Origin of the sequence: Amycolatopsis anabasis (assembly GCF_009765355.1) — a bacterium.
Taxonomy (GTDB): Bacteria; Actinomycetota; Actinomycetes; order Mycobacteriales; family Pseudonocardiaceae; genus Amycolatopsis; species Amycolatopsis anabasis.
In genome coordinates, this window is record NZ_VTHK01000012.1 from 41,768 (window position 1) to 62,791 (window position 21,024).

General features: G+C 67.0%; 26 protein-coding genes. 24 read left to right on the forward strand and 2 right to left on the reverse strand.

Features of this window, described 5'->3' with window-relative positions; translation table 11 throughout:
* Positions 1-47 precede the first annotated feature (47 nt).
* From FXO23_RS17580 to FXO23_RS17595, 4 genes are all read left to right on the forward strand, one after another.
* Positions 48-542, forward strand: coding sequence for a hypothetical protein (locus tag FXO23_RS17580; RefSeq protein WP_158886174.1), 495 nt, complete (start codon positions 48-50; stop codon positions 540-542).
* A gap of 17 nt (positions 543-559) precedes the next feature.
* Complete coding sequence (locus tag FXO23_RS17585) at positions 560-1,774, forward strand: hypothetical protein (RefSeq protein WP_158886176.1); 1,215 nt, start codon at positions 560-562, stop codon at positions 1,772-1,774.
* Positions 1,775-2,035: 261 nt separating this feature from the next.
* Entirely contained in the window at positions 2,036-2,953 is a 918-nt protein-coding gene (locus FXO23_RS17590; RefSeq protein ID WP_158886178.1) for a hypothetical protein, read from the forward strand.
* A 139-nt stretch (positions 2,954-3,092) separates the two neighbouring features.
* A complete protein-coding gene (locus FXO23_RS17595; protein ID WP_218952081.1) occupies positions 3,093-3,665 on the forward strand; it encodes a hypothetical protein in 573 nt (190 codons plus the stop codon).
* Positions 3,666-3,824: 159 nt separating this feature from the next.
* Here the strand turns inward: FXO23_RS17595 and FXO23_RS17600 are convergent, their stop codons facing one another.
* Positions 3,825-4,328, reverse strand: a complete 504-nt coding sequence (locus FXO23_RS17600; protein WP_218952082.1) for a F0F1 ATP synthase subunit B family protein — start codon at positions 4,326-4,328, stop codon at positions 3,825-3,827.
* Positions 4,329-4,473: 145 nt separating this feature from the next.
* Between FXO23_RS17600 and FXO23_RS17605 the strand changes: the two genes are divergently transcribed.
* From FXO23_RS17605 to FXO23_RS17700, 20 genes are all read left to right on the forward strand, one after another.
* Positions 4,474-4,665 (forward strand): hypothetical protein, encoded by a 192-nt coding sequence (locus FXO23_RS17605; protein WP_158886184.1) that lies wholly within the window; start codon positions 4,474-4,476, stop codon positions 4,663-4,665.
* The gene (locus tag FXO23_RS17610; protein WP_158886186.1) at positions 4,665-5,552 is read left to right on the forward strand and encodes a hypothetical protein; all 888 of its coding nucleotides are present in this window, start codon (positions 4,665-4,667) and stop codon (positions 5,550-5,552) included. The genes FXO23_RS17605 and FXO23_RS17610 overlap by 1 nt, the downstream gene beginning before the upstream one ends.
* A gap of 240 nt (positions 5,553-5,792) precedes the next feature.
* Positions 5,793-6,380: a hypothetical protein gene (locus FXO23_RS17615; RefSeq protein WP_158886188.1), complete on the forward strand. Its 588-nt coding sequence runs from the start codon at positions 5,793-5,795 to the stop codon at positions 6,378-6,380.
* Between the two features lie 92 nt (positions 6,381-6,472).
* Positions 6,473-6,823 (forward strand): hypothetical protein, encoded by a 351-nt coding sequence (locus tag FXO23_RS17620; RefSeq protein WP_158886190.1) that lies wholly within the window; start codon positions 6,473-6,475, stop codon positions 6,821-6,823.
* A 259-nt stretch (positions 6,824-7,082) separates the two neighbouring features.
* A complete protein-coding gene (locus FXO23_RS17625) occupies positions 7,083-7,688 on the forward strand; it encodes a hypothetical protein (RefSeq protein WP_158886192.1) in 606 nt (201 codons plus the stop codon).
* Positions 7,689-7,769: 81 nt separating this feature from the next.
* The gene (locus FXO23_RS17630) at positions 7,770-7,991 is read left to right on the forward strand and encodes a hypothetical protein (protein WP_158886194.1); all 222 of its coding nucleotides are present in this window, start codon (positions 7,770-7,772) and stop codon (positions 7,989-7,991) included.
* 176 nt (positions 7,992-8,167) lie between these two features.
* Positions 8,168-9,481, forward strand: coding sequence for a DNA phosphorothioation system sulfurtransferase DndC (dndC, locus tag FXO23_RS17635; protein ID WP_158886196.1), 1,314 nt, complete (start codon positions 8,168-8,170; stop codon positions 9,479-9,481).
* A gap of 174 nt (positions 9,482-9,655) precedes the next feature.
* Positions 9,656-10,585 carry a hypothetical protein gene (locus tag FXO23_RS17640; protein ID WP_158886198.1) on the forward strand — a complete coding sequence of 310 codons (930 nt, stop codon included), beginning with the start codon at positions 9,656-9,658 and terminating at the stop codon, positions 10,583-10,585.
* Positions 10,586-11,061: 476 nt separating this feature from the next.
* Positions 11,062-11,814, forward strand: a complete 753-nt coding sequence (locus FXO23_RS17645) for a hypothetical protein (protein WP_158886200.1) — start codon at positions 11,062-11,064, stop codon at positions 11,812-11,814.
* Between the two features lie 44 nt (positions 11,815-11,858).
* Complete coding sequence (locus FXO23_RS17650; protein ID WP_158886202.1) at positions 11,859-12,179, forward strand: hypothetical protein; 321 nt, start codon at positions 11,859-11,861, stop codon at positions 12,177-12,179.
* Between the two features lie 554 nt (positions 12,180-12,733).
* Complete coding sequence (locus FXO23_RS17655; RefSeq protein WP_158886204.1) at positions 12,734-13,069, forward strand: hypothetical protein; 336 nt, start codon at positions 12,734-12,736, stop codon at positions 13,067-13,069.
* Between the two features lie 125 nt (positions 13,070-13,194).
* Complete coding sequence (locus FXO23_RS17660) at positions 13,195-13,533, forward strand: hypothetical protein (protein ID WP_158886206.1); 339 nt, start codon at positions 13,195-13,197, stop codon at positions 13,531-13,533.
* Between the two features lie 206 nt (positions 13,534-13,739).
* A complete protein-coding gene (locus FXO23_RS17665) occupies positions 13,740-14,159 on the forward strand; it encodes a hypothetical protein (protein ID WP_158886208.1) in 420 nt (139 codons plus the stop codon).
* A gap of 118 nt (positions 14,160-14,277) precedes the next feature.
* The gene (locus tag FXO23_RS17670; RefSeq protein ID WP_158886210.1) at positions 14,278-14,997 is read left to right on the forward strand and encodes a hypothetical protein; all 720 of its coding nucleotides are present in this window, start codon (positions 14,278-14,280) and stop codon (positions 14,995-14,997) included.
* 315 nt (positions 14,998-15,312) lie between these two features.
* Positions 15,313-15,567 (forward strand): hypothetical protein, encoded by a 255-nt coding sequence (locus tag FXO23_RS17675; protein ID WP_158886212.1) that lies wholly within the window; start codon positions 15,313-15,315, stop codon positions 15,565-15,567.
* A gap of 62 nt (positions 15,568-15,629) precedes the next feature.
* A complete protein-coding gene (locus FXO23_RS17680; protein ID WP_158886214.1) occupies positions 15,630-16,016 on the forward strand; it encodes a hypothetical protein in 387 nt (128 codons plus the stop codon).
* A 345-nt stretch (positions 16,017-16,361) separates the two neighbouring features.
* Positions 16,362-16,784 carry a hypothetical protein gene (locus FXO23_RS17685; protein ID WP_158886216.1) on the forward strand — a complete coding sequence of 141 codons (423 nt, stop codon included), beginning with the start codon at positions 16,362-16,364 and terminating at the stop codon, positions 16,782-16,784.
* Between the two features lie 274 nt (positions 16,785-17,058).
* On the forward strand, positions 17,059-17,262 hold the full coding sequence (locus FXO23_RS17690; RefSeq protein WP_158886218.1) for a hypothetical protein: 204 nt from the start codon (positions 17,059-17,061) through the stop codon (positions 17,260-17,262).
* 515 nt (positions 17,263-17,777) lie between these two features.
* Positions 17,778-18,233, forward strand: a complete 456-nt coding sequence (gene mobC / locus FXO23_RS17695; RefSeq protein ID WP_158886220.1) for a plasmid mobilization relaxosome protein MobC — start codon at positions 17,778-17,780, stop codon at positions 18,231-18,233.
* A gap of 4 nt (positions 18,234-18,237) precedes the next feature.
* Positions 18,238-19,869: a relaxase/mobilization nuclease domain-containing protein gene (locus FXO23_RS17700; protein ID WP_158886222.1), complete on the forward strand. Its 1,632-nt coding sequence runs from the start codon at positions 18,238-18,240 to the stop codon at positions 19,867-19,869.
* Between the two features lie 306 nt (positions 19,870-20,175).
* On the opposite strand, the gene FXO23_RS17705 is transcribed toward FXO23_RS17700, so the two are convergent.
* Positions 20,176-20,757: a hypothetical protein gene (locus FXO23_RS17705; RefSeq protein WP_158886224.1), complete on the reverse strand. Its 582-nt coding sequence runs from the start codon at positions 20,755-20,757 to the stop codon at positions 20,176-20,178.
* Positions 20,758-21,024: the final 267 nt, after the last annotated feature.

Below are 21,024 nucleotides of genomic sequence, written 5' to 3' on the forward strand. Positions count from 1 at the left end.
GCCACCCGCTGAACCTCTCCCCTTTTGTTGTTATTCCCAAGGAGAACATGGTGACCTTCACCGACCCTGCCGAGAAAGCGGCCGACGAAAAGCGCCTGGTAGACCTCGCCCTCAGCCTGGACGTCGAGTCCATTGATCTCGACGAGGTTGTCCACGATGTGGCCAGCCAGATCGCCAGCGATATCAACAACGGTGGTCTGTACAGCCAGATTGGGTATCTGCTGAGCGAACTCGGCGTGGCCGAGATCGAAGCCGAGATCCGTTCCGCCGCCGAAGCGGCTGCCGAGGAAGAGGTTGCGGACAACGACGCGTCCGGCCACGAGCTGGATCTCGTTCCGCAGCCGCAGGACTCGGGCGCTGAGCCGGTGAACTTGGCGGACGACACGAGCGCGGCGGCGGCCGCGGTGCGCGACCTGGTCGCGGACATCACCACCGACGCGAACGGGCGCTGGAACGCCTACGAGGTCGCCGAGCGTTTCAGCGCTTGGCTGATCGAGCACGGGCTGTCCGTCGACGAGCACGCGGCCGGAGGTGGGCGATGACCCGTCGGCCCGCGACGGTGGCGCTCGGCATCGGCCTGGGCTTGGACTGCGCCAAGATCGTGCACGAGTACGTCACCGACCCGGCCAGACGGGATTTCGACTGGTCGGACTGCCTGGCCGTCACGGCCATGACCGGCAACGAGTACGACTCCACCGAACAGGCCATGAACAAGATCATGTTGCCCTGGTTCCGCGAAGTCGGATTGCGGTACGTGCAGATCGCCCGAGCAGGCCAGCTCAAAAGCTCCGGCTACGAGATCCTGGACGACTCGACCGCGCCGCAGCGGATGATCATGCGCGGGAATCACTGGACGCTGGCCGATGAACTGCTGCGCGCCGGGACCGTGCCGCAGGTCGCTCACAAAGAGCGCAAGTGTTCCGCGCGTGCGAAGGGTGACGTGCTGGATTGGTTCCTGGCTGATGAGATCAAGGCCGGACGTCTGGCGCCGGATTTCCGCCACATCATCGGGTTCTCGGCCGACGAGCAGTACCGGATGCTGCGCGATCAGCACTACGGCACGAACTCCCGCAGACCGGACTACCCCCTGATTACGTGGGACTACGACAGATCCGACTGCGCGGCACTGCTGGACGAGGACGGCATCACCGAGCGCCTGGGGTTCCCGTACCCGAGGTCGTGCTGTCGGTTCTGTCCCTTCCAGCTGTCCAAGGGAAGTCGGGCCGAACTGGTGGCCCGGTGGCGTGCCGAACCCGAGGCGGGCGCCGAGGCCCTGGCGATCGAGCGGCACTCGGTGGCGCTCAACCAGCGCATGGTGCTGGGCAGCTCGACCAGCGCCTATGACCTGGCGCGCGAGTACGACCTGACCGACGCACTGGACTTGGCTGCGGCCGCAATCGAGGACACTCCGAGGTGGACGGTGTACGAGGTGCGCCGCGCCTTCGCCGCCAAGCAGATCAGCCGCAGGCCCAAAAGGGTGGACTCGACTCGGAAAGGGACGCCGTGGCGCAGCGTGCGGGCGGTGGCGACCGGGACGCTCGACGATGCCCGCACCGCGCTGCGTGAGTTCGGTCCCGTGCCCGCCAAGGGCGAGGGCATCGATGGGCGGTTGGGCATCGAACGAGCGTGGATCCGCAAGTTCCCGGCTGAGAAACGCTATCCGATGACCGAGCACTTCTACGTCATCAGCAAGCCCGGCGCGATCAACAAACAGCGCAAGAATTTCGAAGTGAAGTGGGGCGAGTTCACCGATCCCACGCTGACCGCGGCATGACCCCAGCGGGGTGGGGTGGCCGTTTTCGGGTGAAGCGGCCACCTCACCCCGAGATCGGTAGCGCGCCCCGGCACAGGACGTCTGCGAACCGTCCGGAAAAAAATGCACGCGAAACAAATCGACGAAGCGCAAAGACTCTCACCTCGCGCGCGGTGCGCATAGAGTCAAAGTATCGGGTGATTCCCGGGGGTGACGTCCCGGGAATCACGCCGCAGCATAGATCGAACGAATTCATCACAGGAGTTTCCCATGCTTCTTGTCATGTCCCGCTGTTTCTATTGCGGTGCCGAATACGGCGAGGTGTGCCGTCCGTTCTGCACCGTGGATGATGTCGGTGTTGTCGGCACGGCCGACCTCGTCCCCGTGGAAGGCGGCAGGTACGCGGTCAAGCACTGCGGCCGGTGCCAGGGCGGCGGCCGCGACCAGGCCGACCTCATCCTCGCGACCCCGTGCCGGTGCCTGGTGGACCGGATCACCTACCTGGACCTGCGCGCCGAGGAACACCTGGAGAAGGCCAACCGCGCCCTGGCGGCGGGAGGAGCGCCCCGCCGGGCCGCGCGGCACACGGTCCTCGCGCGCCGGTGGAAGCTGCTGGCGTTGGCCGCCGCGCTGCGCGGGCTCCGCGTCGACGCCTACGCCGATGCTCACAAGAACCTGGTGCTGGCCAAGACCTCCCACGGCACCGTACAGATCTGCTTGCCCATCGACCTGCATTCGGCGACGCTCATCACCCGCACCGACGGGACCCTCTGGCACCTGAAGAACCCGGCGGGTATGGACGAGGCCCGAATCGTGGCGTGGCACCTGCGCTGGCAGGTTCCCGAACTGGCGTCCCCGCGGGGACAGCTGTGCTGGACGGTCGCGGTGACCGCGAAACCGGGCCAGCCGTGGCGGCGTCCCGAGGTGCTCGGCGTCTTCCCGCGCGGCCCGCTCGCCACGTCCACCTGCCAGCACACCGGGGCTGCGCCGATGAAACCGTGCTGCCCTGGCTGGAAGGCGAGCCGTCTGGCGCGTCACCTGGACACCTTGGCCAGCGCAGTCGTGATCGGTGCTTTCCCCGTGCCGTCCGACACCCCGCAGGCCCCGGCCACGTTCGAGCACGCCGCGCGCCAGGCGATCCTGAACACGGCCAACCTCGTTGCCTCCGGCGACCTTGCGATCTGCAACCTTTGCGGCTAGCGCTTCGGGTGTCCGGCCCGGCGCCGTGATAAGGAGCGCCGGGCCGGACACCGCCGCCGGTCCCACGTGGCAAAAATGCACACAAAAACAATTCACACACCGACAAACGGGGTAGCGCAGCCTTTACTGAGATAGAGTTATGGCAACGGTTGAAAGCGGGAGTGACACCCCGGAAATCACCCGCCATAGATCGAACGAATTCATCACAGGAGAAAGAATGAGCATGTCTTCCCTTGCCGTTTCCGCCCCGGCCGACACCGAGCAGACGTCCGATACCGCCGACGCGCAGGCCCCGGACAACACCCAGCGCGTGGCGGTCCTCTACGTCAATCGGTTCCCCGGCGAAGCGGACTACAAGCAGCGCCCGTACATGGTGGTCTGGATCAGCAACCCCACCCTGTTCACCCCGGACGGTAAATGCGCCCAGTGCGCCGAACTGGGCGAGTCCGGCCAGTGCCCCGGCATCGAGAGCCACTTGCAGGCGCAAATCCGGGTGTGCAGCGAGAACCACGGCCAGCCGGTCCAACTGCGTGAGTACGAGATCACCGACCTGACCAACGACCTGGCCACTGCCCGGCGCCTCGAGGAGATGCTGCGCGCCGACAAGGAGAACGGCGTGATCGGCACCGAAGAGTCCGACGAACTGGAGGAGCTTGCGGACCTGCTCGACGACGGCGACCGAGAGTTTTCCTACCTGGACGACCCGTTCTAATCACCCGCACGTTCCCACGAGGGGGCCGATCCCAGGCAGGCCCCGAGCCTGCCCGGGATCGGCCCCCTCGCCATGTTCCAGACACTTTCGAACAGCGACCACCAGGGATACGGCCGTCAAGCCCGAGACCGACGCGGTCAGGCCGGGCGAGGCAACCCCCTACGGCGTCCTCAGGTTGCTCGGGAGCGGATCAGCGCTGGTGTGCGCGGCCATCGATGCCGCGCCCGCATCCAGAGGCGGCTCGGGGCCGCGAGTGCGGCGTGACCCCGAGTGGCGCCGCCGCGCCGGCGCTCGCGGCGGCGGGGCGTGCCCGTTGTCGCGGATTTCCCTGGCCGTCCACCCCGCAGCCCGGGCGCGGTCGTACATCTCCCGCCAGGTGTCAGCGCGGGTGGCCCTCTCAGCGCGAGCCGCATCGCGCAGCTTCGCGCCCTCCTCCTCCGCCTTGGCCACGATCTCCGCAGCGCGTTGTTTCGCCTGGGCCAGCTCGGCGGCGGCCTTCTCGTCCGCCTTGGTGACCACCGAGTCGTCCCGGGCCGCTTCGGAGGCCAGCGCCAGCGCGACCATCGCCTGCCGTCGCCAAGCCAAGATCCTGTCCGCTTCGTCTTCCGCGCGTTTGAGCGCCTCCTTGTCCCCCATGATCCCGATGGTAGTGCCGATGCACATCAAACCACGACGACACCACTCATGAGCAGGTAAAACCACCCTCGGCCGGTATAGTTATTGGCGTCGGGCGGGCAGGGAGTGACGCCCCTGGGCATCCGGCCGGATCGAACGAAATCCATCACCAGAAAGGCGGGTCAGCGAACCCATGGAACTCCCCGACTTCGACATGTTTTGCGGTGCGCCTGACGGCCCGAGCGCCACCGAGCAGCGCGAGGACGTCTTCACCACGTGGCAGGCCGCGATGGTCGCCCTCGGCTACACCGATGCCACCGGCCACGCAGCCGCGTTCACGCGGTACGAGGTTACGCTCGCCCGCCCGTACCAGGGGGTGCGCTGATGTCCGACTACGTCATCGCTGCCGAGCGCGACGGCACCCTCTACGCCCTGTGGTCCGGAAATGACGGCATCCCGCTGGCGACCGGAACGCGCCAAGAAATCATCGACCGCCTGCGCGCCAACGGCGAGAGCGCCACGGACGCACGGAAGACCCTCGACACCGCGGACCGGCAGGGAACCTCGCACCGCCGCCTGGACGGCGCATGGGACCAGCAGATGCTCTACGTCGGAGGTAGCGCCTTCCTACTCCGGGACAACCTGACCGCCTATCTCCGCGCCTGGCAGGCCGGACAGACCGACGCCGCCGAGGAGCTCCTTCAGCTACCTGGAAGCCCGCTCACCCTCCGCGGCTACCACGAACTCAAGGACAAGGAGGCCGAAGAAGTGGACGCAGACGAGGAGGACCTGCGCGATGACGGGCCGATCGTGCTGACCGGGACGACCAGGACCGTCTCTCTACCAGCCGCCAAGGCCGAGGTGGACCTGCGGATCCTGGCCGGCTTCCGGGACTACGGCACGGTCAACCACATCCGCCGAACCACCGAACGGGATCCCAGCATCACCACCCGAACAGGACTGATCTACCCAGAGATCGAACTCACCACAGCGACCGGCAAGCGCCTGGTGCTGCGCGCCGACAGCGACCCGTACGTTCCCAGCTACGACATCTGGCATCTCACCACCGATCAGCCCTTCACCCTGGACGATCCCCGCGCCGCATCGACCGTCGACCTGGAAGACCTCGGTCTCACCGAGGAACACACCGAGGAGTTGGAAGCCGCGCTCGACCAGCTCTGGGCCGGGGTCACCACTGCGTGGCGCACAGCGCTGAGCGCCACGCTCACAGACTTGGCTGCGGAGTTCACCGCCGTCGCTCGCCTCCCCTAACACCAGCGCGATCATCCCGCCCGGTGTGTCGGAACCTCTGTCCCGGCACACCGGGCTTTCATTTGCCCACACGAAAATGCGCACGATTCCGTTTGCCACGGCGAAAAACGACCAGTTGTGTCTCAATGGGACATAGCATGAATGCAGTGGCCGACGAACGGAAGTGACGCCCCGGAAGCGGCTACACAGATCGAACGAAATTCATCCCCTTGAAAGCCATTCCGAAAGGGACGCACCTTCATGACGACCCAGATGACCCTACCGGCCATCACCTTCGCACTCGACGTCGAACGCCTGCGTGCCTTGGCCGCCAGCGGCCGCGGCCGGATCACGCAGGTCGCCTACAACCACGAGACCTACTACCCGAACCAGGCCGGACCGACCTTTCAGTTCGAAACGACCGATGGAACGGTCCTCGTTGTCGAGCCCGACGGCGACAACTGGACCGTCCGGGACAAGGAAACTTTCAACGACGTGCGTACCGAACTCGACGCAGGACTGCGGGAACTGCTCGCCACGATTTGGGAAGCACTCGACACCGCCTACCAGGAAACGATCCTGCCCGCGGTGCTCCGCACGACCTCGCAGGTTCTCTGGGACACGTTCACCGGCGAGACAACGGCCGCCACCACGGTTCCCGTCGACCTCGACACGGTCACCGAAGAAGTCGACGACTTCGCCCGGACCTACGGACTCCCCCGCGAGAACGCGGCACTCGCACTGATCAAAAAGGGTTTGCGACCAGGAGTGCGGAACTCCGTCAGCGGCAATGTCGGCGGCCCGGTCACCCAGTTCCGCGACGTGAACGGAACCCTCAGCATCCGCTGAGCACGCTCCAGGCCCGGACGGGCACCCGGCACGGTGCCCGTCCGGCCACACGCCGCTTCCCAGCTCGCAAGAACCCCCAGGAGGTAACGCCCATGAGCGACACCAACGCCCTGCCGACCCCGTTCCCGCTGCCCACCCGCCTGTCCGACTACGTCCCTCATTTCGACGTCGCCGAGCAGTTCCCATTGAAACACCGTGTTTTCGTCTCCGGCGAATGCGACGAACTGTGCTACTGCGCACCCAGCGACGCCGAAGGCGAATACCTGTTATCCAGCGCGAAACGAAGCGAGCAGATCCGCGAACTGCTCGCCACACAAGGGAAAACCGTGGAAATGTGCGGCCCCTGCAACACGGTGATCTTCGCCGGAAACGAAGCTGAGAAGGACGAGTTCTGGTCCCAGCACGACGGATGCGTCTGGGACTACGACAAGGTCGAATACTGATTCCAAGTTACACCCACGCACATCCACACCCGGGCCCTGCGTGCCGTAGCGGACGCCGGGCCCGGGTGCCGCTACCGACCAAACCACACGCCACCCGTCCGCGAGAAACGTACCAAACTTGGTTTCGTGGCAACAGAAACGGCTCTATCTGACCTTTGTGGACGTAGGGTTACAGCAGTGGTTGAGCGACGGGAGTGACGCCCCGGACGCAGCCGCCATAGATCGAACGAAACCCAAACCGGAGAGACGTACCCGAGCCATGAGCGCACCCCAAACACACACACCGATCCTGCGACCGGGGGAAACCCTGGTCTACATCAACGACTCGCCCTACTTCCCCGCCGTACTCGGCAAGCCGAACAACACCCTGCTGACCCCCGGGTTCCGGCGGGTCGTCGCCGAGTGGGTCATCGCTGAACTCAACCTGACCTGGCTGCGCGGCACCAACCCGCTCCGGCGGGCCGAATGGCGCGGCGACACGATCCTGATCTTCGAGTGCGAGTACGAAGACGACGCCGACTACGAGCCGGAGCTGATCAGGCCGGACGAGCGCGGGCTGTACCGCATCGCGGACCTCTGGCAGTGGTCCCAAGCCGACCCGGCCGATATCGACCAGGACGACAGGCTCGATCCCCTGTCACCGGACAGCCGCGTGGCGCTGGCGCTGCTGGCATCCGGGCGTGACCCCGCGACCTACACCAGCGACGAACAGCAGGCGCTGTTCAACCACGTGACCGCGGGCGGCCGCGATGAACGCCTGCGCGTTCTGCTGGACGCCGCCGCGACACCGGCACAGCTGAAGAGGGTGGCCAGCCTCATCGGCCTGATCTGGGCTTCCCCCCGCGTTTCTCGTCACGGCCACTGACCAATCGCCTGGCCGATCCGGCGGGCGAGCCCACCGCCCCGCGACCTATCCAGCCAATCCACGCTCAAGGAGCACGCCTCGATGAAACGTCGTTCCCCTCGTTTGCCCGAGCGCACCAAGCGGGTGTGCGGCATGCTTCTGGCCCTGCTGTTCCCGATCCACATGCTGCTGACCGGCATGCTGTTCACGGTCAGCGACCCGGACAGCTTCCTCACACTACGGATCTGCCTCAACATCGTCGGACTGGTCATGTTCATCACCGCGATATGCGATCTGCGCGCGATCTACAAGACCCGACGCTGACCAACTCACTCCCCAGTGATCTGGCCGCCGCTCCGCGCAGGAACCCGCCATCGCGCGGGTCGGCGGCCCCATCCGGTCCCGACACCAGGTCACGCGCCGCAACCACCTCGCAAGACGTGCCCCGGCTCGTGGCCGGCTGCCGAGCGACCCATGGCAAGCAAGGAGCAGCTCATCCGATGAACACGCCGAACACCAGCGGCCCGGACCCGATCCCCGCGGTGCCCCACCGACCATTTGACCAGCATGGACAGGTCGACAACGCGGCCACGGAGTCGCTGCTGGAGGTACCCGCGGTCAAGGTCGAGACAGCCGAGTTGGCGCGCTCAGTGGTGGCCGAACTGGCGGCGCGCTACCAGGACGCCGCCGACGAGCGGCCCTGGGTGGTCGCCTTCTCCGGCGGCAAGGACTCGACCCTGGTCGCGCACCTGGTGTGCGAGGCCATCAAGCGAGTCCGGCCGTCCCGGCGGACCAGACCGGTGCTCATCTTGTCCTCGGACACGCAGGTGGAGACCCCGGCGATCGAACAGTTCGTCGCCGAGCAACTGGACGCGATCCAGACCGGATCCCGGGCAGTCAACCTACCGATCACCTCCCACCTGGTGCGGCCTGAATTGCACGAAACGTTCTGGGTGCGGCTGATCGGCTACGGCTATGCCGCACCCACCCGAAACTTCAGGTGGTGCACCGATCGGCTCAAGATCCGGCCCTCGAACACGTTCCTGCGCCAGCTCATCAGCCGACACGGCGGCGCGCTGGTGCTCACCGGCAGCCGGTTCGCCGAGTCCGGCGCGCGGGCGGCGTCACTGCGCAAGCACACCGCGCAGTCTGTGGTCAACCCGCACAGCACCATCAAGGGCGCCTACCTCTGGCCAGTCATCCGGCATTTCACCACCGAGCAGGTCTGGGAATATCTCGCACTCACACCCGCACCGTGGGGCGGCCACCACCGCAGACTCCAGAACCTCTACAAGGAAGCCAACTCGGGAGAGTGCGCGGTTGCCCTCGACGAGACCACGCAGCCGTGCGGCAACAGCCGGTTCGGCTGCTGGACCTGCACCGTGGTCAAGCGGGACAAATCCATCGAAGGATTCATTGGCTCCGGCCACGACGACTACGCCGGACTGGCCGCGTTCCGCGACTGGCTCTGCGAACTGCGGGACAACCCGAAGCGCTATCGCGAACCGATACGCCGCAACGGACGGCCCGGAAACGGACCACTCACCCTCGACGTCCGGGCACAGGTGCTCGATCGGCTGCTCGACCTCCAGGCCGACGTCGGTCACCAGCTGATCAGCCCCGAGGAAATTGCGGTCATCAAACAGGTCTGGATCAGCGACCGCCTCATCGACCCTCCCGAGCTTCCCCAGATCGACGACCCGCACGACGCCGGGCACACCGACGAGGAGACCCGGCGGTCGGTTGTGGTGGACTTGCCCATGCCCACCATCGGGGCCGTCGGCCGCACCGCGGGAGAAGACCGGCGACGGTGAACTGGTGACTCAGCTTCGCTGACGGCAGCGCCGCGTTCGACCACGACGCCAGCGGCGCGGCCCCGGTCCATCACCCCCGGCGGTAGGTGGTCCAGGTCCAGGCCGATCTGCAACGCGTTCGATCTCGCTGCCCGATCACCCTGACCGTATACCCCGGCGGGGTATACGGTCAGGGTGATCCTTGGTTCGTGTCCGGCGAGGAACGCCGTTGAAGCGGGCGACCACCCCCGCAGCCAAGGCGCATTGAAGAAATCCGCCAACCAGCAGAAAAGAGATTATGCAATGGGCATGACCGCGCAACTTGTGCCGTGCACCAAACGTGAAGCGCGCCGACGCTACGACCACGGCCTGCACGTCGCCGTGGGGAACGAGCTCTACCACACAGTCGGTCTTGGCTACGCCTTCACCCGGGACGACATGGGCGGCATCACCTTCGACGAGATGGCCGCGAGGTCAGTCGATTCGCGACGTCCGAGCTGTGTCTTCTGGTTCCGCCCGATCACCGCCGAGCACGACGACAACGCATCGGCCCCAGCTCGCGGGGAGATGACTCCCGTGCGCGCGGAGGAAGCGTCACCCGGACAGCAGGTCTGGCCGACACCGCCCGGCCACGAAGCCTCGCGCACGCTGACCGAAGTGAGCATCCTCGAAGCCGAACTGGCCGCCGACGAGATCCGCGCCGCCGGCGGGCAACCGCACGAGCGAATCGAGGGAGTCCACGTGCTCGACGGACCACCGGAAGCCATTTTCCAGGTGGTCCGATGGAGGTTCCGCAACGGCTCGGCCCGCTACTTCTGGCACGGCACCACCGTAGTCGCCCAGCTGACCGAACCGTTCGCCGAAGACCACGACACAGCCGGGTACGCCTACGCCGACGCGGTCGGCTGCCCGCACCGCGACGACCACGTCGGCAGGGTGTCCTCGCATGTGGACCTGCGCGCCGGGCTGACCAAGCCACATGCTTCAGGGTGGGTCTGCCATCGTTTCGGTTGCCGGGCCCGAGCGATCGAGGTCGTCAGGCGGATGACCGGCCGCCCCGGACAGTTTGTCGCCTTCGTGTCCAGCGGACGCGACGGATCGGACGGCGAGCCCGCGGCGTCCTGATCGCTTCGTCCCCGGACGGTGCGAACGCCCCCCGCAGCGCCTCGACGTCGCGGGGGCGTCGCCATGTCCGGCGCCCATGACCGTTTGCCCGAGCAGCCCGCGGACGATGGACCTGGACGGATCAACCCGTGGAGCCGGTGCCTGCGCGGTGCCGAGCGCAGTCAGGTGCGCACGACCGAATTCGTTGTGACACAGCAGAAGAAGAAATGCTCAGCGGACAATCTCACCGGCCTTCCAACACCTCCCTATACCCGGGCGGGGTATATGTTTGAGGTGTCGGCAAGGGAAAGGCCGGACCGCTCCCGTGCGGTCAAGCTGCACACAATTCCGCCAGCGCCAGCGCCCGTTCCCGCGAATCGCAGCCGACGGCACACATTCGGACAGCGATCCCCCTGCGCGATCCAACCCGCAAGCCGCCGAGTTTCCGGGTCCGCGTTCGCCCTCGATCGCACGGACTTTGCGGAGTGGTGAGTGGTATGGACCTGCTCAATGGCGGTGGTTTGCCAACGTTGCTGCGCTGCCGGGAGCAGTACCCGGCGGGTGCGACGCACCTGGGCAGGCTCGCGCGACCGCGTCACATCGGCCAGCTGCGCGAGACGCTCGATGCCGACTTCCGCGTGGGTATCGACAACGACGCGTTCTCCAAATGGAGCCTTCCCGCGTTCGTTGAGCAGATCCAGCGCATCGAACTGGCCCTGTGGGGCAGGGTGCTCCGGCAGGTCGAACGGCTCGCGCCGCTCGCGCCGCTCGGCCTGGACGCGGCGGCGATGGGGCTGACACCGCCCAAGCCGCTCCCGCCGTGGCACAAGAACCTGCTGTTCGTGACCGTCCCGGACGTGCCGTTCGACGCGGAGGCAACGGCGCGCCGATTCGCAGACTGGGCGCTATTCATGTCACATCTCCCGCTGGCGTTGTGCGTGCAGGACGGCGCGAAAGCCGTCGGAATCCCCTGGGGCTGGCCGAACCTGCGCGCCCTGTTCATGGCGGGCTCCACCGAATACAAGCTGTCCGATGAGATGGCCGAGATCTGCCGCGAGGGCAAGCGCCGCGGCCTGCACATCCACTGCGGCCGCGTGAACAGCCGCAAGCGGATTCGCCATCTGCTCGCGCTCGAGTGCGTCGACTCCATCGACGGCACCGGTTTCGACGAGTGGCGCGACACCAACCTGCCCTGGGGCCTGGAGGAAGTATCGGCCACCAGCTACCAGCTCATGCTCGGCGCCGGCTGAACCAGATCACCGGGCTACACACCGCGCAACCGCAAGGAGAAACGATGGACAGCACCACGCACGGACCCCAGCCGGGAGCAGGCACCAAGGCGCCACTGCTCACGATCGGCACGGTGGTCGACTACCACGGAACGATCACCGCCGAGCACTGCGAGCAGTTCCTGATCATCGAGGTCGGCGCCCGGCTACGGCTCCAGAACCGCGAATACCCGCGATTCGGGATACGCGACGTGCACCCCGGGCACGTGACCCGGACCGGCGAAACCGCCGAGATGTGCGGGTGCGGAGCGCACGAACGCGGCTACTGCTACCGGGACTACCACGCACAGTGCCAGGGCTGCACCTGCAACTCGGCCGCTCCGTGACCGGGTGTGCTCCTGGGTCGAAACACCGTCGAGCGCGGTGTCCCCGGGATCGAGACCGGGCTGAGGATGGCGCTCCCTCGAGAGCGACGAACTCCGATGAGCACACCCGACCGCGTCCCGCGCGCAGGGCCCCGGGCGATCTATCGTCTCCGATCGTCGCCGACGTCGCCGCCCATCCCCCGGTCACTGGATTTGCCGCGCTGGCCGGGCGGCCGCCGAGGTCGCCGAGGTCGCCGAGTGCCCGCACAACTACTTGCTCACCGCCAGTTGCCCGTGTCGCGACGCGAGCGAGGACCTCACCTCCACCCCTGGTGGAACTGCGCGAGGTGCGAGTGATGTCCAACGAGGCAGCCGCGGGCGACCGCGTTGCTGGCGAGGGGCGAAGCCGGTCGAGACCGGACTACGGCGCGAATCTGTTCCCCAGAACTGAACCTGATCCCGTGAAACCGCACCAAAGTACCCCCTAGGGGTAGATTCGGGAGTGTCCGAAGCCGGTGAACACGCCCGGCAGATTGATGCGCAATCCACCATTTCTCAAGGAAAAGGAGTCCACCATGCCCGCCTCCGTCAAGCCCGAGCCGCTCGATCTGGGCACCGGCAGCGACATCGACGTGAACTTGACATGGGCCCAGCTCGGTCGATGGCTGCTGGCTGACATGGGCGCACACGCGCGTGCGTTCGACCGGGACTACGTGCAGTTCGATGTTCTCGGTGCGCATCGACCGAAACGCCGGATCATCGTGCAGCTCAACCCGCGCGACGAGTACAACCTGATGATCGGTTACTTCGATCGACGTTCGCTGGCCTGGAAGCCACTCGCTGTCGAGCATGACGTGCACGTGTCGATCCTGCGCGAACGTGTTCGCAGCCTCTACCGCGAACACGCCTGATTCAGCGCGGGTGAACACCGGGCGGGCACCACGGCAAGCATCCTCGCGATCCTCGCGGGCCAAAGTGACCATCGTCAGAACTCAGCCGCATTACCAGCCACCAACTCACCGCAGGAGAGGAACGCATGATCATGACACCGATTATCGCAGTTGACGACACCGTGACCGTGGACGGTCTGCCCGGTCGCTGGATCGTCTGCACCATTCATCTGGGCAACGCCGAGCAGCTCCGCTCCAGCCGCGACCACTCCTACGTGACCGTGAGCCAGACCCGCAGCCAAGACCACGGTCGCAGCATCACCACCACGATCGAGACCGTCACCGACCCTCGCAAGCTCCACTTTGTCCGCCCGCGCAACGTCGACATGGATGCCGCCGGGCTGGATCCGCGCCCTTGCGACTACGTCATCGACAACGGTGTGATCCGGAACGTGCACGATCTCCGCGCCGCGCTCAGGCCCTGAAGGACCCCGCCCCGTTCTCGATTGCAGCAGTAGGAAATACATCTGCTGCCGACCCATGACTTCCGCATAAGCAAAATGCTCACGGATTCGATCAGCCGGACCTGATCACTTCTGGCATATACCCCCGGTGGGTATGTTTGTTGTGGGGCCGAGAGCGTTGGCCACCGAATCCCACCCGTAGGACCCGCATCAAAAGGGAGCAATCCTTGAGCGAAAACAGCACGCCCACGACCGTCAGCCCGGCGGAGGATCCGGTGGTGAAGACGGGCGATCGGCACATCACCGCGAAGTGGAACGTCGGCCAGCCCGACGCGGACGGCTGGTATCGACAGGCTCGCCTGGTGGTGGACCACTCGATGCACACCCGGCGGTACGAGGCCGAGCTGGTCGTGGGGCGCGAGAAGGTCGAGATGCGCGGCCGTGTCGGGATCACGAGCGAGCGGCCGAACATCAGTCAGACGCGGCGCAGGGTGCTCCTCCACCAGCAAGATGCCAGCCGGTTGAACCGGGGCACCCTGAACACCCTGTTCGAGTCCGCGCTGGCGGAGCTTCGCCGCCGGTTCGCTGAAGGCGACGAGGCTGTGACGGCCTACTTCGATCCCACCTCGGTCGAGCACGCCGACTGACGCCCAGGTTTCGACGGGCGGCGCGGTACCCGCGCGGATGCCGCGCCGCCCTAACGCGGTGGAGTTTCGATGGCCGAATCGGACATCGCGGTCGTCACCGTTCCCCACGATCGAGGACTTGCTCAACCTGCCCGTCGTCCGGACGTTCGGCAACGTCGAGGAGCGCGCGGCCGAGGCGTACCGGCAGACCGTCCGTCGCGCGTGCGCCGAACTCGGCGTTGACGAGCGGGACTGCTACCGGGCGAACCCCGGCACCGCCGTGGTCTTCGAGCCGGAGTGCAAGGGCAGACGAACCCGACGGCATTCGGCCCGACGTAGCCCGCTTTCCCTGCGCAGACCGGTTCCGAGGCGCGCGAGGCGCCGAGCCGTGCCGCGTATCCACTGCATCCGCAAGCCACGAGCACCAAGGAGTCCAGACATGGTCGCCTGCGCGTCCACATCCGGGGAGGCCGGGACATCAACCACCTACATCCGCGAAGAGTTCTTTCTGGGAGCGATCCGCGGTATAGCGCTTGACGAGAAGCGCATGAGGGACCGAGTGACTCGGGTCTCCTACGAACTCAACGTCATCGATGGTTGGGTTCGCGTGCGCGAGCGGACGGACGAGTCGGGAGTGATCTGGGAGGGGCAGAGCCGCGTCCAATCCCGGGTGCGGGCTGTGTTGGACGCTGCCCCGGAGCGCGCCGAGTTCATCGCCGAATCTCACCTGCTGTGGGTTAAGACCCTCGCGAAGGCAGGCCGCTCCCGGCAAGCCGCCGCGCAGCTGCGTGCGCTCCGTGCCGCCTTGAAACGTCACGGGTTGGTACTGAAGGTATCGCCGGATGTCCGCGCCACGTGATCCGCCGAAGCACGGGAGTCCCCACGGATCGCAGCGACGTCTTTCGAACCCCGGCATGACTTCTGCCCCCTGAATGCCCGCACCTTCCCCGCCCACGCCCGCGAATTTCCCCGTCTGCAAAGTGCTTCCGGTTTCGATCAGCCAGATCAAAACGCCCATGGCGATATACCCCATAGGGGTATTCTTATGGTGAGGCCCGAGGACATCCGGGGCAAGCGCAGCGGGGACGCCCGCCCCCGCGCGCGGACGACGTCGCACCTCCGAGTGGCGGCGTCTGTTCGACTTCCGACACTGACAGAAGGATGGTGATGACCAGTGACCGCTCCGCGAACCGAGACCCGGTACGGCCGCGCGGTAACCCTGCCCGTGACCTACGACGGTGGAGCCGCTTACCTCACCGCGTACCGCGGCGAGGTAAACATCCGCTCTGGCCCGGATAGCGACTACTCGGACTTCAACCTGTTCATCGGGGCCGGACGCTACCTGAAGCTCCAGAGCTACCTCCGCGACCAGCGCACCGAGGCCGCACGAGAAGCCGACTCTCGACGGCAACTCTCCCGCATGCCGTGACACCGGACCAGCACCAGGCGCCGCACCGGAGTCAGTGCCGCACCGACTCAAAGGAGATTCCCATGGCCGAATCGGCCACCACGATCGTCACCATCCCCGCCATCGAGGCTGACCTCGATCTGACCTGGGTCCGGAAGTACCGCGACGGAGTGGACGGGCGGCTGCTCGCGATCAGCTACCAGCACACGTCGTACTTCCCGGGCTTGAGTGGTCCGGTGCTGCACTACCAGCTCCCCAACGGCAGGGTGGTGCTCACCTGGCCAGACCCGGACGGGCACCAGTTCATCTACGAGGACAGCCAGGAACCCGCGCAGGACCTCGACGAGGGCGCCTACGAAGTCCTTCACGGCATGTGGGACGACGTGAGAGACAGCTTCCAAAGCGTGCTGCTGAAGGCGTTCGGCGATGCGGCCGTGAAGGCCATGCTGACCGCCGTGTCCACAAACTGACAGCCACACGAACGCGTCCGCACCGCGCACACAAGCACCCCGCCCGCCCGGCCGGCGCGGCGGGGTGCTCACGTTCGCGTAGTAGGACTGAGGCGCCCACGACGTCCTGCGGGACCCGAGCCCTATCGCAGCACTTGACCCCTGCGCGTCCCGAGCCGAGCGCTCACCCGGCGCCAGCTCAGCCGGTTCCTCTACTGGCGCAGAACTGTTCCGCAGTCGATCACGCGCCCCGAAACCGGCCAGCAAGATACCCCCTGAGGGTAGAGTGGATCGTGTCGGAACCGGTGAGCATGCCCGGTCAATCGACACCAACCCCACGCACGTCACGTAGATCAGGAGGACCCTGTGCAAACCAATTCGGCCACCGACACCAGCGGCCAGGGCGGACGGGCGCCGATGCCGACGCAGAGCTACCACGGCAAGATCGAGTGGGATGTAGAAGGCAGGACACCGCGCGAAGCCGCCGAGGAGATGTGGGACAACGTCAGGGAGAGCACCGGCCCGATCGTGGAATTGACCGCACCGGACGGTCGCCGAATCCTTGTCGACCTCGAACGAGAGCCGGACGATCATGACGTCGAGACCGTCCAGGTTGGCGACCGCGACCAAGCCGGGCCCTCCGCAAGCTTGAGCGTCTGGTCATGGCTTCGGCACGGCTGGCCGCGGGACTGGAGGGAAGATCCACGAGGGCACCTGGTCCTGTACGTGATGCTCCCGCTGGTGGTCGCCATGGCGATGTTCCTCACCACCTGGCTGGGGACGCAGTGACCGCTCCGCTCAGCGGCAGCGATCTCGCCCGCGTCGGGGCGTCGTCCAAGCGGTTCTCGCGGCTGGTGGACGACGACTTGGACCGCGAAGCCGAGGAACGCACGCTCGATAGGAGGAGCCGATCCTGCGCTACGGTCATCGCCAAGGCGGTCACGGCGAAGCTCAGGGAGCACGGTTACGACGGCGGTGGACACCAGTTCGGCGAGCACTGCACCCGACCAAGATCGAGAGGTGACCTCCGGATGACGACGATCCACCAGAATGTGCTTCAGACTTGGCTTCAAGACGAGGCGCGCATCCCCGCCGACAGGGCCGCAGTCCTGGCGCGCGTGAACTCGCCGCGCTGTGGAACAGCGGCGACGTGGACTACTGGAATGCTCGCGCCGTCCTCGACCGGTACGTCACCGCAGATGAGTACAACCCGAAGTACCTCGCAGACGACCTCGCGGACCACCTTGGTCTGACCTTGTACGGATGAGGTGCGCGTAACGTCCCGCAGGAATCCTCGCCCCGTAGCGCCCTGGCGCCGCGGGGCGTTCCCTTGTACGCAGCTATCCAGGCCCGTTCCCACGCAGATCAGCGCGCGGCTCCGCGCATCGTGACGCCTTGAAGCGTCACGGGTTGGTGCTGAATGTGGCTTCCCATGCCCGCGCCCAGCGACCCGCCGGAGTCGCGATCCACACAGACACGCCACCGGCCACCCCTGGCAGCGAACTCCTCCTGCGGGGCGTTGCTGTGCTCTCCTACTTCCGAGCATGGTGTGCAGGCGGTACATCGTGGACTTTCCACGCCGCTGCCGCTACGTTGTTGAGGCCGACCACGTGCCCAGTGGGAAACCCTTGTGGCACAGCCGGATTCCGCAGAGCAAGATGTGGAACTTCTATACGAAGTTCCCCAGGTCGCTGCGCGACCTGGCACGCTGGTCCTAAGCGGACCAGCGACGAGGCGCAGGGGGTGCCTCAGGCCGGCGGGCCGCATGGGGGGACGAACACGATGGGGGACAAGGAAACCGCGACCGCCACACCGGTAGCCCGATCGAAGCCGGGTGGAGCGAGGAAGCGGGAGCACAGCCAAGAGGGCAGGCGCAGGCAGCGAACCTCGCTGTCCTACAACGACACCGAGTGGCTGATCATCGAACAGGCCGCCGCGCTCGACGGGCTGACACCGGGATCGTGGGTTTCGCGATACGCACTCGACGCCGCCCGGATGAGGATCAGCGGCGTGACGCTCGACCGCGGCGTACTGAGCAAGCTCTACGACGCGATCAACAACCTGAGCAACCAGCTCGCCAAGATCGGCACCAACCTCAACCAGATCGCCGCGTACGGCAACAGCACCGGCGAGATCGACACGGTGAGCGCCCAGGCGAGTTCCATCTTGGACATCGTGCGCCGCCGTATCGCCGAATCACGCGGCTTGCTGGCCGGGCTGCGGCACGCCCTGCGATGACCCGATGATCGCCAAAGCCATCGACGGGTGGCGGCCGGGCGGGCTGCTCGCCTACCTCATGGGCCCGGGCACGCACGAGGAACACCGCAACCCGCGCATCGTCGCGTCCTTCGACGGAGCACCCGGCCTGCACCAGCCGCCGAAGTGCGGGCCGGGCGAGTTCGACTTCGACCTGCGCGCCCTAATCGGGGTGATGTCGGAGCTGCCGAAGGAGTTCGGCCTGCCGCTGGACAACCCCGCCCCGACGCCGGACGGGCTCACCGACGCCGCGGAGTGGATGGACTGGCTGCGAATCGCGGGCAAGCGGCGCCCACCGGCGCACGCCCCGGACTGGGTGAAGCTCTACCGGTACGACCCCAAGCTCGACCAGGTAGTGCTCCGGCCCGGTTACGTGTGGCACTGCCCGGTGCGGCTGCATCCGGACGACCCGGTGCTGTCAGATGAGCAGTGGGAGCGCATCGCGCAGCGGCTGATGGAGGCCACCGGTATCCACCAGTCCGGCTGCCGGTGGGTCGCCGTGCGGCACGGCGATGACCACATTCACCTGATGGCCACGCTCGTCACCGACCAAGGAGGGCAACTGCATCGGTTCCATCCATCCTTTTACAGAATGCGGCTGCGCGAGGCTTGCCGCGCCCTTGAACGCGAACTCGGCCTGACCCCGACGCCGGACGTCGACTGGACGGCCAGCCGCCAGCCCACCCGCAACGAGGTCGGCAAGGCCAGCCGCCTCGGCCGCGCCGAACCCGCACGCGCCCAGCTGCACCGGCTCGTCGCGCAAGCCGCCGCCACCGCGGCCGGGCCGGACGAGTTCCTCGCCCGGCTGGACGAGCTCCAGGTCCAGTACCAGCTGACGCGCGGCGCCAGCGGCGAGATCCGGGGCTGGCGCTGCGCGATGGCCGACGACACCACCGCAGCAGGCGAGCCGGTGTGGTTCGGCGGCGGGCGCCTGGCTGCCGACCTCACCTGGCCGAAACTCCAGGAACGCTGGGCCAGCACCCCGTCAGCCCAACCGGTCGAGCGCACCGACGACGGCCGCCGCTCCACCGCGGCAGCCCGGCTGGAGGTGCTCGAGGAAGCTGCCGTTGTGGTCGACGAAGCCGCCGAGCGGGTCCGTACCGGGAAAGAGGATCCGGACGGGATCGCGCACGCCGCTGGCGAGCTGCTCGGCACGCTCGCGCTCGGCAAGGAGTACCGCACGCATGGCCCGCTCACCGCCGCCATGGACCGCTACGACCGGGCCATGCGTAGCCCCGTCCGGGCTCAGCCCCGCAATCCCGGTGCCCTTGCTCGCGAACTTCGGCGAGCCTCACGCAGGATCGCGCTGGTGGGCAGTCTGTCCGGCCGGGGGCATGAGAAGTTCGCGCTGGCGGCGCTCGTGCTCGCGCTCGCCGGGCTGATCGCCGCGATCCGGGACTGGCAGCTGGCCAAGGCACGGCCGCACCAGGCGGCCGCCGCGGAGCGCGCGATCAGCGCCCTGCCCATCGACCGGGAGGCTGCCGCTCGTGGCGCCGCTCGCGTCGCGGCCGCAGCGGCCAAGCGCGCGACCGCCAGCCCGGACTACCAGCAGCAGCCCGCCAGACCAACGCCCGTGACCGACCAGCGCCGCCCAGCTGCCTCGCGACCTCCGCGCTAATCCGGCACCGGCGTGCTGACAAGCGTGTGGATCAAGCCGGAACGTAGGGGGCCACATCAACGTGCCTGCTGGTAGATAGCCGCGATCCCGCCACCGGGAACGCCCGAACCCGCCACGCGAACATCCCGCCGCCTGGTGGCGCGCGCCCCAGCGCTCCCGGTCCACGCCCTTCCGTCGCCTTTGGCACCGTGTCGCTTCCGACGCCAGTCTCCTGGCGTCAGCATCTCGGCGAGCCGCTGCTCGATCGGGCGTCGCGCCAGCGCCGACGGTGTCTCACACCTGGCGGGACGGGTCCGGGATCGTCGCCTACCTGCTCGCCGAAGGCGCTATGTCTTCCGGGCCAAGGCTCAGCCACGACCACCAGGTATCGCAGATGCTTTGGTGCGGGCGCACCGGCGCCCGGGGCTCCGGAGGCGTCCCGGGCGGGCCGAGTTCGCTGGCCAGCGAGCTCGCTGGCCAGATGACCTCGCAGGGCACGGCGAGGACCTCGGCGAGCTGTTCCGCGAGGGCGTCGGTGACTGGGCGGCCGGATCCGGTGGAGATTCCGCCGTGCCGGAGTTCCAGCACGCGCCCGTCGACGTCGACGTCGAGATCGACATCGAGCGCAGGACGGTGATCAGCGTCATCGAGGATCTGCCACGCGTGCAGCAGGGCTTCCCACCGCGGCCCGCCCGCTCCCACCGGCCCGGCCACCACCAGGTCCTCGCTGTGCTCGGCCAGCAGCCTCGGCCACTCCACCCGATCCCAGATCCGGGCGATCTGCAGCGCTGGCGCTTCCGGCGCCAGCAACAGCCCGTCGGTTGCTCTCGCCAGCCAGCGCGGCACGGGCGCGGCCGCGGTGAACCGGTACCGGTTCCGAAAGCCCGGCACAAGTTCGAGGGCGTCCATGATGCGCGCGTACCACGCATGCGCTTCCGGAGACCACTGCTGCCAAAAGGTGTCGTCCAGCATCCGCTCCCCCAAGTCCTGGCGCGCCCTCGCTTCTGCTCACCGGCGCGAACGCTCACCACACCAGCTTCCCACCGTCTGTAACAGATTGTGAGCCTTCAGTGGATCACTGACCAGCGTTTAGCTGCGGATTTCCGAGTAGGGTTACATCAAGACACGATTTGTGGTTACTCTGTGTCCTAGTTGACGTTCCCCGGGGGAGGAACG